We start from the raw sequence: 13,100 nt of genomic DNA on the forward strand, positions 1-13,100 counted from the left end.
GTGGATGGAATAGGCTGGTTCGTATTCTTAATGTGAAATATTTTTAACCATGAACAAGTCCCATGAAACCTGATGAGAATTCAGAGTTTCATGGGACTTGTTCATTTTTATAGCGCTCTCCCCTATAAATTGGTTAATATATTAACAGAGATTTCTTTTTGTTATGCTACCTGAAAAAAACATAAATGGTTACAGAGGGAGAATTATGAATAGACAAGATAAGAGATCAAGACACTTGGCAGCTATATCGCTGGCAATTATGGGAGTAGGTTTCCTCGCCAGCATTCCGTTTCAGGAATCAATAATTGGAAAACTATTAATGGGCGGTTTTGAAGCAGGCCTTGTAGGCGGACTTGCTGACTGGTTCGCGGTTACTGCGCTTTTCAGGCACCCAATGGGCATCCCGATTCCGCATACAGCACTCCTGCCTAAAAATCGAGATAAGGTGACTCAGGCATTAATCAATATGCTTGAGAATGATTGGCTCACTAAAGAGAGCATCATGGATAAATTCAAGCAGATTCATATTCTGGATAAAATTTTTGAGACAGTTGAAAAAGAACTGCATTCAGAGTCCGTGAAAAAAAACATTCAATCCTTCAGTCTTGAGATTGCAAACAAAGTTGATGTGGAAAAATTCGCTCCTTCCATTGAAAAGGAGATCAAAGACTTCCTGTTTACAGCAGATGTCTCAGTGCTTTTACAAAAAGCTTCAAATCATGTGTTAACTAAGCAATATGATGAAGCCGCATTTAATTATGTCCTGGATGAAACTGAAAAGTGGGCATCCAAAGAGGAAGCAAAAATGGTCCTCGGCAAGCTTGGCAAACAGGCAATTGAGACTACCCAGGCAGACGGATTGTTAAAATTCGCCATTCAATCCTTCAGCAATATGATCACCGAAGAGAAAATCGGCAATATGCTGCAGTCTTTCATTTTAAAAAGAATGAACAACCTTAAACAGAGTGACAATCGATACAGGCACATGATACTTGAGAAGGTTCGCAAAGAGCTCGTAAGCATTGATGAACGAGAAGCACTGATGTCAGAAATCCAAAGCTGGAAAAATAAAATGGTGGAAGAGTTGGAGATTTCAAATCAAATCAAAGAGGCGCTCTTAAAGTTCAAGGAACGCGCCATCTCGTTTATTGAAAAAGAGAGCTTTGTTGATGACCACGTGATTCCCGTTGTGAACAAATTCATAGATGAGATTAAGAATGATCCACAAAAAGTAGCAGGCATTGAGAAATGGCTTCATACAAAAATTGCTGGTCTGATTGAAAGGAACCATTCAAAGATCGGCAAGCTAGTCAGGGAAAATCTCGACAAACTCGATACAGAAACATTGATCGATATGATGGAAAACAATATCGGTAAAGACCTGCAGTGGATCAGGGTCAACGGTGCAGTTTGCGGCTTCCTGATTGGAATAGGGCTGACGATCTTTAAACTTCTTATTATGTAAAAAATCTGTATACCCTCGATATTCATCTCGTTTGTCATCAGAAAAAAAGTTCATGAAGTAAAATAAACACCATAGCAGAGAAAATCCCTGCACCGCGCTAAGTCAATACGAGCCGCGGTACAGGGATTTTTTAGTTTAATGGGTTATGCATTTTTTCCTTAAGGAACTTTAGGAAATTTTATCGGGTTTCTCAGTACTTTGTCTGAAAATTGTTTTGCGAATAAATGGTATTACCCAGTGGTCTAAACCGTATCTTCCAGCATTGTAGCCAGCGAACAGGATTAAGAAGCCGAAGAAGATATCAGTTGGGTTATGTGAGACTGTACCGGCAAGGAAGAAAGAAAAGTTCATAACTAAACCAAAGAACATCGCAGCAGTTGTAAGGCATCCAAGGATGAGACCGAGACCGATTAAGAATTCACCAACAGGAACGATGAAATTGAAGAGGTCAATGTTTGGAAGTGCGAAGTTTTCAAGGAAAGACACATACCATCCATACACCATGTTTCCATCTGGACCCTTAACCGGATTAGCTACGGCATTCTTTAAATATCCTGTGGCATCGAAGCCTTCCCCAGTCAATTTACCCCAACCAGCATGCATCCAATTATAACCGAGCCATAAACGCAACACTGTAAAAAGACCTGCCGCGACATTGCTTTCTCTTAACCATTTTGCGAACATATAAATCGCTTCCCTTCGAGGATAAGTAATGATTGATTACACTACAATATATTGAGTTTCCAAAAAAAGATGAGAGGTACGGAACTATGTTCACAAATCAGCAACAACAATTTGACTGATTTATGAACGTAAGCTAGAAGGCTAGTAAAGATGAATGGAGCGAGCTTGAAGCAAGAATAATCAACTTGTGATGCTGCAACAAAAAAAAGAGCCTGAAGACAGGCTCTTGCATAGTATATTTGGTTTGGTTCATCTAATTTCTTACACAGCGTTATTAACTGCTCCATTTGTTTTCTTAAGGACAGTTTTGCGGATGAATGGAACAACCCAGCGGTCTAAACCGTATTTACCAGCGTTGAATCCAGCAAACAGGATGATAAAGCCAAAGAAGATGTCAGTTGGGTTATGAGATACTGTTCCGGCAAGGAAGAAAGAGAAATTCATGACTAGTCCGAAGAACATTGCCGCAGTTGTTAAGCATCCAAGAATAAGTCCAAGACCGATCAGGAATTCACCAAGCGGAACGATGAAATTAAAAAGATCGATATTTGGAATGGCGAAGCTATCAAGGAAGGATACATACCAGCTGTAAACCATGTTTCCATCCGGGCCTTTAACTGGATTGGCAACAGCATTTTTTAAAAACCCAGAAGCATCGAAGCCTTCCCCAGTTAATTTTCCCCATCCAGCGTGCATCCAGTTATATCCGAGCCAAACACGTATGACAGTCAACAGGCCAGCAGCAACATTGTTTTCTCTTAACCATTTCGCGAACATATAAATCGCTTCCTTTCAAAAATAAGTAAGTATTGATTACACTTACAATATATCAGAATATGGAATTAAAATGAGGTGTTTGTGAAATAGTTCACAGAAACGAAACAACAAATTGACGGAATTTTGAACAAAAAGTAAAAAGGACACAAATCTTCTTTGTTTGGTGACCGAGAACAAAAATATATGATTGTTTACCACCCGCTGAAATGGAGCAAGGTTATAAAATCTAAATATTTGTAAGATTATTATTTACAGAGTAGGATACACTTAGAGGTATAAATTGGGAATATCCATCAAAGCCTAAAAATAGACTTTTAAAATATATGGGGCGGGGTATATAGATGGATAGGATGATCACGAATCAAACTAGTATATATTAGCTTTTAATGATAAAGAGGAGGAAATCCAAATGTATTTCAAATCTTTTTTTGATGAACAGCTTGCGCATATGTCATATTTGATCGGGTGCCAGCGCACTGGAGAGGCTATTGTAATCGACCCGGCGAGGAACATTCAGCCATACTTTGATGTTGCCAAAAAAGAAGGGTTCAACATCTCCGCTGCGACTGAGACCCATATCCATGCAGACTATCTTTCTGGCGCAAGAGAGCTTGCTCACCACCATGGAGCAAAGCTTTATGTTTCAGATGAAGGGGATAAGGACTGGAAGTACCAATATGTCGATCAATATGAACATGAATTGCTGACTGAAGGGTCGACATTTAAAATAGGAAATATCCATTTTGATGTAATCCATACACCGGGCCACACGCCGGAAAGTATCTCCTTCCTGCTAACTGACAAAGGTGGCGGTGCCAATGAACCAATGGGAATCTTCACAGGAGATTTCCTTTTCGTAGGTGATGTTGGACGTCCAGATTTGCTTGAAAAAGCGGCGGGTGTGGCAGGTACATCTGAATCCGGCGCACGCCAGATGTTTGAGTCGCTGCGCAAGGTAGAGAAGCTTTCCGACTTCCTTCAGGTTTGGCCGGCACATGGCGCAGGAAGTGCATGCGGAAAATCGCTTGGAGCGGTTCCGATGTCGACACTCGGCTATGAGAAGAAATTTAACTGGGCATTCCAAATCAAAGAAGAAGAAAAGTTTATAGAGGAGCTGCTGGCAGGGCAGCCTGAACCACCAAAGTATTTTGCACAGATGAAAAAGCTGAATAAGACTGGACCTGAGTTGCTGCGCAAAGAAGAAACGCCTAAAGTATCTCTATCTGACGCAGCAAATGCGGTGGTCGTCGATACACGCCCTGCAAAAGAATTCGCTGCTGGCCATGCAGAGGACACAATCAATATTCCGTACAACAAATCATTCACGAACTGGTCAGGCTGGCTGTTAAACTATGATCAAGATATTGTTTTAATTGCCGAACAGGATCAATTAGCTGATATCAAAAAATCGCTGCAGTCAATAGGGCTCGACCAGGTAACTGGGTATGTTGTTCCAACAGAACTCAGCAGGGATCTTGAAGAATATAAAAACATCCCTGCCAGCAATGCAAAAGAATTGATGGAGGATGAAGATTATTTTGTCATTGACGTCCGTAACCAGAGCGAATGGGACAGCGGCCATATTCCTGGCGGACACCATTTGATGCTTGGAACGTTGACAGACAATCTTGACGAGATTCCAAAGGACAAGAAAATCATCGCTCACTGCCAGTCAGGTGCCCGCTCCGCAATCGGAACAAGCCTGCTTTTGAAAAATGGCTTCAAGGATGTACTGAATTTGGAAGGCGGCTTCTCCGCTTGGGAAAAAGAAGGCCTTCCGGTGAAGAAAGATTAATATAAGTTAAGCCAGCTATAAATTCGAGCTGGCTTAACTTATTTTTATCAAAGACTTGTTTTAATTTGAAATATGAAAAAACGATGACCAAATGATTAATTAATTTGGAACAATAGCCAAATCTGTTGATTCTCTCGCTATTCCGTTTTATGTTAATAAAAACAGATAGCGCGATATGAGGAGATAAATATGAAGATTCTTGTGATTGAGGATAATGAAAGTGTATGCGAAATGATTGATATGTTTTTTTTGAAAGAAGGAATTTCAGGTGAGTTTGTTCATGACGGTCTTAGAGGTTATGAAACGTTTAAAAATGGAAGCTGGGATTTATTGATCGTCGACTGGATGCTTCCTGGCATGGATGGTGTTACACTTTGCAGAAAAATCCGGCAGGAAGGCAGTGAGGTACCGATTATCATGCTGACTGCGAAGGACAGTGAGAGTGATCAGGTTCTTGGACTTGAAATGGGTGCGGATGATTATGTGACCAAACCGTTCAGTCCATTGGCGCTGATGGCTAGGATTAAGGCTGTGGCCCGCCGGTATCAGAAACAACAGCCTGATGAAAAGGGCTTAATTGGCACCAATCACCTTAAAATTAATAAAGTAACCCGTGAAGTCATGCTGAATGGACAACCTGTCGCTAACTTGACACCGAAGGAATTTGACATTCTTTTATTTTTTGTGCAGCATCCTCGCCAGGTTTTCACAAGGGAGCAGCTGCTTGAGCGTGTGTGGGGTTACCAATTTTACGGTGATGAACGAACGGTTGATGTCCATATCAAGCGGCTGAGAAAGAAACTAGGCACCGAAGCACAGCCATTATTTCATACAGTGTGGGGAGTAGGCTATAAATTTGATGAATCGGTCGATGGGTATGAAGGTTAAATATATTTACCAGCAATTCATCAGCCATATCAGCATTATCATCGTCGCTTTTCTCATCCTTAGTTTGCTTTTCACTCATTATGTTGAAACGCTGGTATATAAGAATAAAACAGAAGAACTGATCGAGTACGGAGATAATATCTGGCGTGATTTAGGGCGGGGAAATGAACGTCCCGAGCAGATTATCAATCAGTACGCCCGCGTCCTATTTTCCAGGGATATACAATTTAGTGTTTTTGACCAAAACGTGCAGCTGCTCAATCCCATCAGATGGAGAGGGCCTGCCATTGAGTTTACCGAAAAGGAATGGAGAAAGCTTAACGAAGGGGAACCAATTGTCATGAAGTATGACCTCAAGCGCTATGATCAGGCGGTAACCCTTGTAGCACTTCCTTTTATTGACAACGGGAAATTTATCGGCGGCATTTTACTCACATCTCCAATCAGCGGAGCACGGGAAATGATTGCTGAAATCAATAAATACCTTTTTTATACTGTGCTGCTTGCTCTTGCAGTAGCCTTTCTCCAAAGCTGGCTGCTGTCGCGGATCCATGTCAACAGAATCAAAAGGCTGCAGGAAGCAACATCTCTTGTCTCGGCAGGTGATTACACTGTGAAGGTACCATCCTCCGATTTTGATGAAATCGGCGAACTGGCAGAGGATTTTAACAGTATGGTAAGCAAGCTGGATGAATCAAAAGCTGAGATTGAAAATCTCGAAAATCGCCGCCGACAATTTATGGCTGATGTATCCCATGAATTGCGTACGCCTCTGACTACGATCAGCGGCGTAATTGAAGGCTTGAAGAATAATATGATACCTGAGGCTGAAAAGGAGAGGGGTATCAGTCTTGTAAGCAAGGAGACGAAGCGCCTGATCAGGCTTGTAAATGAAAACTTGGATTATGATAAAATCCGTTCAAACCAGGTCCAGCTCATGAAAGAAGATATCGAGCTTCTTGAGGTATTTGAAATCATTAAAGATCAGCTCGATATGCAGGCTCAAGAACGCAGTAATCGTATTTTAATTGAAGCGGAAGATTCAGTTATGGTACATGCTGATTATGACCGGCTCGTCCAGATTTTGATCAATATTACGAAAAATAGCATCCAGTTTACCGAGAACGGCACAATTAAGCTCAAGGGATGGATGGCTGGTCATAGAACGCTCATTGAAATTGAGGATACCGGCATTGGAATTCAGCCGGAGGAAATCGAAAAGATCTGGCACCGATTTTACAAAGCCGATATTTCCAGAACGAGTAATCCTTTTGGCGAATTTGGTCTTGGACTGTCAATTGTCAAGCAACTAGTCCAGATGCATGATGGCAACATCCATGTAGAAAGCGAGCATGAAAAAGGGACAAAGTTTGTGATTGAGCTGCCATTTCGATAAAATGAAAAATAAAAGCTGCAGGCAAAACCTTCAGATTTTGCTTTTTTACATAAAAGTCCAGATTACAAGGCGCTTGCGCTTTTTGTTATTTTGAAAGGGTGAACGATGTGGTACGTTTCGGAGTAGTAGGTACGAATTTGATTACAGAAGCATTTTTAAAAGGTGCAAGCAATCATGAGGCATTCCAGCTAACAGCGGTTTATTCTCGCACAGAGCAGAAAGCTGCTGAGTTTGCGGATAAGTTTGGGGTTGAGCACACCTTTACAGATTTAGAAGAAATGGCGAAAAGCGATGTAATTGATGCTGTTTATCTTGCAAGTCCCAATTCATTGCATGCAAACCAGGCCATCACATTCATGAGAAACGGCAAGCATGTTCTGTGTGAAAAGGCGATTGCGTCCAATGGCAGGGAATTAGACGAAATGATCCAGACAGCCAGAGATCATAATGTAGTATTGATGGAAGCCTTGAAATCAACCTTGATGCCGAACTTCAAGGCAGTCCAGGAAAATCTGCATAAAGTAGGTACTGTGAGAAGGTATTTTGCAAGCTATTGTCAGTACTCCTCCCGTTACGATTCCTATAAAGAGGGAAAGCTGTTAAATGCCTTCAATCCCGCTTTCTCTGCTGGTTCGTTGATGGATATAGGCATTTACTGCATCTATCCGCTTGTCGCTTTATTCGGAGAACCTAAGGGCATTCAGGCGAATGGATATGTATTGGATTCAGGTGTAGATGGGGAAGGCAGCCTCTTGTTGAATTATGACGAGATGGACGCGGTGATCATGTTTTCCAAAATCACAAATTCCTCGCTTCCATCGGAAATCCATGGTGAGGATGGAAATATTAGAATTGATAAAATCAGTTCACCTGAAAAAGTAGAACTCATCTATCGAGACGGAAGAATAGAGGATCTATCAAGGGAGCAAATCACAGATAATATGTTTTATGAAGCTGAGGAATTTATCTCTTTGATTCAACATGGTCAACCAGAATCAGTAAATAATTCACTGGAACATTCCAGAATCACGATGAATATCCTTGATGAAGCTAGAAGGCAAATGGGAGTGAGATTCCCAAGTGACCAGGAAGATTGATAAAAAACAGGCAGGTGCATATATAAGCGCCTGCCCGTTTTTATTAAAAACTTAGTAATTCAAAAACTTAACGCACACAGGGTCTGGAACTTTTACCTCCGAGTCAAGCAGCGTAAGTCTCCCTGTTTCCTTATCTCGTGAATAAAGTACGACATTGCTCGAATTCTGGTTTGAGGCAATCAAGTACTTTTCACTTGGGTCTAAAACGAAATCCCTCGGCCAATTGCCCTCGGTCGAGGTATGCTCCACAAATGATAGCTCGAAGCTTCCTGGTTTCACTTCGAACACAGCAATACTGTCATGACCGCGGTTGGCAGCATAGACAAACTTTCCATCAGAAGAAATGTGAATGGCGCTTCCCTGGTTATTTTCTTTAAAATCATCAGGAAGTGTTGATACAGCCTGAAGCTGTTGGAAGCTCCCATCTTCTGAATGATATTTCAGTACTAGAACCTCAGAGCTGAATTCAGTCATTAAATAGGCATATTCACCGTTAGGATGGAACGTAAGATGTCTTGGACCACTGCCAGGTGCGATATTTAAAATGTTTTTCTCAACCAATTTGGCATTGTCCAAAGAATAGGTAATCAATTGATCGATTCCTAAATCAATGACAGCTGCATATTTTTCATCAGGGGTAAAGCCGCTATAATGCGTGTGCGCTTTTTCCTGTCTTTCATCAGGACCTGAACCTTCGTGAAAGATGCTTGATAATACTGCTTGGATTTTTCCATTTTTAGGACTTAAACTGTATGAATCGGCAGAACCTTTATGATAGTTGGCTGACAAGAGGAGGCTGTTATCCTTATTCACGCTGACATGGCATGGTGAAGCTCCTTCTGAGATTTGTTTGTTAATCAAGGAAAGCTCGCCGGAGTCCTGAATTCTGTATCCCGCGACACCTCCTGAGTTTCCTTCCTTTGCAACAGCATAAAGATATTGATTATCGTCACTTATGTTTAAATAGGTTGGATTCTCAAGAGAGGCAGCAGCTTTCACATCGGTAATTTTTCCATTTGCTGCATCAAGGGTAAAAGAATAGATCCCTTTGCTTTCTCCTTTTGTATAGGTACCAATATATCCTGTGAATTTTTCGTGGTGAGTTGTCATTCGCAAAGCCTCCAATATCATTTAGCTTGATTTTGATTTAATTTTAAGTTCATCTATAGTCTAGCAAAAATCCAGTCACGAACAAAATGTTCTGAACAAACTCGGGTGATAAGAGAGAGCTGGAAAAACCGGAATTTTTGAAAAACAAACAATCTTCACGTCCTGACGTTTAATTTTTCATTATAACGGTATAGTTAAAGATAGGCACAGTAGAATATGGATGTCTAAATATAGACATTAAACTGTATAAGGGATATGCTCTTTAATAATAACTTTTTCAGTGATTAAGGAGGTTTATTATGAGTTTGCAGAAACAGATTATTGAAGCACTGAATGTCCGTCCGGAAATCAATCCGCAGGAGGAAATCCAGAAGAGGGTTGGCTTCCTGAAGGAATATTTACAAGCTTCGAAAGCAAAAGGATTTGTACTTGGGATCAGTGGAGGCCAGGATTCGACGCTTGCAGGAAGGCTGGCTCAATTAGCAGCTGAAGAGCTGCGTTCTGAAGGTGTCGACGCAAAATTCGTTGCTGTCCGCCTTCCGTATAAGGTTCAAAAAGATGAAGAGGATGCGCAGCGTGCACTAGATTTCATTAAACCTGATAAGATGATCACCTTCAATATTCAGCCTGCTGTTGATACATTCAACACACAATTTGAAGAAGCGATTGGCGATTCTCTTACAGATTTTAATAAAGGGAACGTTAAGGCGCGTATGAGGATGATTACACAGTATGCGATTGCCGGGCAGGAAGGTTTGCTTGTCATCGGCACAGATCATGCAGCTGAAGCAGTAACAGGATTTTTCACAAAGTATGGCGATGGCGGTGCCGATTTGCTGCCGCTAACTGGGCTGAACAAGAGACAGGGAAGGGAGCTCCTCAAGGCTTTGAATGCTGAAGCCAGGTTATACTTGAAAGAACCGACGGCTGACCTTCTGGACAACAAGCCCCTTCAAGCTGACGAGACAGAACTTGGAGTGAGCTATGAAGCAATTGACGACTATCTGGAAGGAAAGCAGATTGCAGAAGGTGATGCTGCGAAAATTGAGTCCAGATATATGGTTTCAGAACATAAGAGACAGGTACCGGCGTCTATGTTCGACTCCTGGTGGAAAAAATAAAGAAAAACCTGGCCGATTGGCCAGGTTTTTTTACTGCTATTATTCTAGTTCTGTCATTGCAAAACTTCTGGGATCTTCCTTTTCAGTGACCTTGTCAATTTTATCGGTAAACATTTGAAAAACTCGCTTTTTTTCTTCAAGTTCCTTGATGTATTCCTTCAGGTCATTGAATTTTTGTTCAAATGGCTGGTGGTACAATTCGCGAATCTTTCTGTTCAGATCAGGATTAACGGTCGATTGGACAACCTGCTTTGTGATGTTGTATTTATATGTATAAACTTTTAACTCGTTTTTTATCTCTTCGTATTCCGCATCAATTTCATTCAAGACTTCTTCAATTTCCGCTTTCCATTCATCTAGCGACATCTTAACATGCTGTTCCATAAGGATCCTCCTGCCATTTCGCCTATCTTCAAGCTTCTTCCTTCTATTCTATCAACCTTGTTTTACATAGGTGTTGCGGCTTTATTACATTGTGGAAACAAAAGGATTGCTTTCTTTTTTGAGAGTTCCTATTTAATAGAAAAAGAATAATCATAATGATATAGGAACAAAGATTCATTTTTGTTAGAAAATGGCGAATTTTGTTGAATTGATGGTACGTAAGTTTTATATTTTAAATAGGACAGAAAAAGGCAAACTTATCGAAAGGTAGGGACGCAAAGCCACGAGTCTAAGGTGTTTTCGCTATGATCGTCGGGTTGCCAAAAAAGGATCGGATGATTTAAAAGATGGGCCAAAGGTTTTGTTTTGATTTTGTCGAAAAACCGCCCAATTTTTGGAGGATTTCTCTATTTGTACCTGTTTTCACATATTGGCATGTTTTTTCCTGATATTTGGTTTAAACAACTCATGACGAAACCTATTAAAATGTGAAAAGTGCTGAAATAACGTTTGCAAGGCGTTATAGAGGTTAAATAATACTTAAGTAACTTGACAGGGCAAATAAAAGATACTCCTTTTGGCAGATTTGTTCCATTTCAGCATCGGTTTTTTGTCAGCAGGATAAAAGATTAAAAGAAAGGTGGAGGAATTATTGACTGTTTTGTTTGGGACTATAGAGTATTTTGAACGTGAAATCGAGTTTCATTTAGCAGAGGTGGAAAAGAGAGAACGGCTGCAGGAAGAAATCAGTCAAATCCAGGTAAAACTGGAGGAAGAACTACTTAACGATTTCATCTGTGATGAGAAGCTTCGGATGGAATGCCTGCAGAATCTATCAAATGCCTGCAGCAAATTAACAGGAAATTATGTTGTATAAAAACTAGTAAACAAAAAGCCTGTGGTCACGACCACAGGCTTTTATCTATTACTGTACTACATTTTCGATGATGGTAGCGACACCCATGCCTCCGCCGATGCAGAGAGTAGCCAATCCGTATTTTTGTTCTCTCTTTTTCAATTCATGAATCAAAGTGACGAGGATTCTCGCACCGCTCGCTCCAATTGGATGGCCAAGTGCGATTGCTCCGCCGTTTACATTGACATTGTCTTCACTCATGCCGAGCTCTTTCATTACGGAAAGTGCCTGTGCTGCAAAAGCTTCATTTGCTTCAACCAAGTCAATGTCAGTCAATTCCATCTCTGCTTTTTTAAGTGCTTTTTTAACAGCATCGACTGGACCAATACCCATGATGGAAGGGTCAACACCAGCGGACGCATTTGCCTTGATTGTTACAAGCGGTGTAACACCAAGTTCTTTTGCCTTTTTACCGCTCATTACCACGACAGCAGCTGCACCGTCATTGATTCCAGAAGCATTGGCTGCTGTTACAGAACCATCTTTTTTAAATGCAGGCTTTAACTTGCCTGCCTTCTCAAGTGTGCTGCCGAATTTAGGATGCTCATCCTGGTCGACGATGATTGGCTCGCCTTTACGCTGTTTTACTGCGACAGGAACGATCTCATCCTTGAAGCGGCCAGAAGTGATTGCTGCTTCAGCTTTATTTTGGCTTTTCACGGCAAAAGAATCCTGCTCATTACGGGAGATTTCATATTTATCTGCAAGGTTCTCAGCTGTGACGCCCATATGATAGTCATTGAATGCACATACGAGTCCATCGCCAAGCAATGTATCAACTAGCTTTTGGTCTCCCATCTTGAAGCCTTCGCGTGCACCTTTAAGAACGAAGGGAGCCTGACTCATATTTTCCATGCCACCGGCAACGACGATATCTGCATCTCCGGCAGCAATCGCCTGATACGCAAGATGGACCGCTTTTAAGCCGGATCCGCATAGCTTGTTGATTGTCATAGACGGGCAGGTTTCTGGAAGTCCAGCTCTCATGGCAGCCTGGCGTGCAGGGTTTTGGCCTAGACCAGCCTGCAGTACATTCCCCATGATTACTTCATCAACTGCATCAGCACTGACATTTGCTTTTTCTAAAGCCGCTTTGATTGCTGTTGCTCCTAAATCTACTGCAGAAACACCAGAGAATGCCCCGCCAAAGGCACCTGTCGCTGTTCTGACAGCACTTGCGATTACAATTGTATTTTCCATTTTTCATGCCCCTTTCGAAATCCGTATTCTAAAGGGGGGACTAAATCCCCCTTTATCTTTAATCATAATAATTCAGGTAAAAAATGTCACTTTCCAGCATAGCTGGAGGTTACGGTATTATACAAGTCCAGTAAGTTTATAGATTGCAATAATGAAGAATACTGCAAGTGTTTTGATTACTGTGATCATGAAAATATCTTTATAGGATTGTTTATGTGTTAAACCTGTTACTGCAAGCAAGGTGATTACAGCTCCGTTGTGCGGAAG

Annotated in this window: 12 protein-coding genes, 1 pseudogene and 1 riboswitch; of the genes and pseudogenes, 7 read left to right on the forward strand and 6 right to left on the reverse strand. The window is 41.3% G+C overall.

The window, feature by feature from the left end:
• The first annotated feature begins 205 nt into the window (after positions 1-205).
• Complete coding sequence (locus tag WB217_RS12070; RefSeq protein WP_423993468.1) at positions 206-1,465, forward strand: DUF445 domain-containing protein; 1,260 nt, start codon at positions 206-208, stop codon at positions 1,463-1,465.
• 168 nt (positions 1,466-1,633) lie between these two features.
• Here the strand turns inward: WB217_RS12070 and WB217_RS12075 are convergent, their stop codons facing one another.
• Together WB217_RS12075 and WB217_RS12080 are read right to left on the reverse strand one after the other, a co-directional pair.
• Positions 1,634-2,149 carry a DoxX family protein gene (locus WB217_RS12075; protein WP_423993469.1) on the reverse strand — a complete coding sequence of 172 codons (516 nt, stop codon included), beginning with the start codon at positions 2,147-2,149 and terminating at the stop codon, positions 1,634-1,636.
• Positions 2,150-2,410: 261 nt separating this feature from the next.
• Entirely contained in the window at positions 2,411-2,926 is a 516-nt protein-coding gene (locus WB217_RS12080) for a DoxX family membrane protein (protein WP_423993470.1), read from the reverse strand.
• Between the two features lie 409 nt (positions 2,927-3,335).
• On the opposite strand from WB217_RS12080, the gene WB217_RS12085 reads away from it, so the two are divergent.
• The 4 genes from WB217_RS12085 to WB217_RS12100 all read left to right on the forward strand — a co-directional run bounded on the left by WB217_RS12085 (position 3,336) and on the right by WB217_RS12100 (position 8,102).
• On the forward strand, positions 3,336-4,721 hold the full coding sequence (locus WB217_RS12085; RefSeq protein WP_423993471.1) for an MBL fold metallo-hydrolase: 1,386 nt from the start codon (positions 3,336-3,338) through the stop codon (positions 4,719-4,721).
• A gap of 189 nt (positions 4,722-4,910) precedes the next feature.
• The gene (locus tag WB217_RS12090) at positions 4,911-5,609 is read left to right on the forward strand and encodes a winged helix-turn-helix domain-containing protein (protein WP_423993472.1); all 699 of its coding nucleotides are present in this window, start codon (positions 4,911-4,913) and stop codon (positions 5,607-5,609) included.
• On the forward strand, positions 5,599-7,005 hold the full coding sequence (locus tag WB217_RS12095) for a sensor histidine kinase (protein ID WP_423993479.1): 1,407 nt from the start codon (positions 5,599-5,601) through the stop codon (positions 7,003-7,005). Before WB217_RS12090 ends, WB217_RS12095 begins: the two co-directional genes overlap by 11 nt.
• A 107-nt stretch (positions 7,006-7,112) precedes the next feature.
• A complete protein-coding gene (locus WB217_RS12100; protein ID WP_423993473.1) occupies positions 7,113-8,102 on the forward strand; it encodes a Gfo/Idh/MocA family protein in 990 nt (329 codons plus the stop codon).
• 51 nt (positions 8,103-8,153) lie between these two features.
• Here the strand turns inward: WB217_RS12100 and WB217_RS12105 are convergent, their stop codons facing one another.
• Entirely contained in the window at positions 8,154-9,212 is a 1,059-nt protein-coding gene (locus WB217_RS12105; RefSeq protein WP_423993474.1) for a lactonase family protein, read from the reverse strand.
• A gap of 299 nt (positions 9,213-9,511) precedes the next feature.
• Here WB217_RS12105 and nadE point away from each other — a divergent pair, with 299 nt between their 5' ends.
• A complete protein-coding gene (gene nadE / locus WB217_RS12110) occupies positions 9,512-10,333 on the forward strand; it encodes an ammonia-dependent NAD(+) synthetase (RefSeq protein ID WP_423993475.1) in 822 nt (273 codons plus the stop codon).
• Positions 10,334-10,372: 39 nt separating this feature from the next.
• On the opposite strand, the gene WB217_RS12115 is transcribed toward nadE, so the two are convergent.
• Entirely contained in the window at positions 10,373-10,717 is a 345-nt protein-coding gene (locus WB217_RS12115; RefSeq protein WP_423993476.1) for a hypothetical protein, read from the reverse strand.
• A 240-nt stretch (positions 10,718-10,957) separates the two neighbouring features.
• Positions 10,958-11,042: riboswitch (cyclic di-GMP riboswitch) on the forward strand.
• Between the two features lie 327 nt (positions 11,043-11,369).
• Between WB217_RS12115 and WB217_RS12120 the strand changes: the two genes are divergently transcribed.
• On the forward strand, positions 11,370-11,594 hold the full coding sequence (locus tag WB217_RS12120) for a hypothetical protein (RefSeq protein ID WP_423993477.1): 225 nt from the start codon (positions 11,370-11,372) through the stop codon (positions 11,592-11,594).
• Between the two features lie 48 nt (positions 11,595-11,642).
• Here the strand turns inward: WB217_RS12120 and WB217_RS12125 are convergent, their stop codons facing one another.
• Entirely contained in the window at positions 11,643-12,833 is a 1,191-nt protein-coding gene (locus WB217_RS12125; protein ID WP_423993478.1) for an acetyl-CoA C-acetyltransferase, read from the reverse strand.
• A gap of 117 nt (positions 12,834-12,950) precedes the next feature.
• Positions 12,951-13,100 (reverse strand): annotated as a pseudogene (locus WB217_RS12130) (GntP family permease); the annotation flags it as partial.

This window comes from Mesobacillus sp., from assembly GCF_049588175.1.
Lineage (GTDB): Bacteria > Bacillota > Bacilli > Bacillales > Cytobacillaceae > Mesobacillus.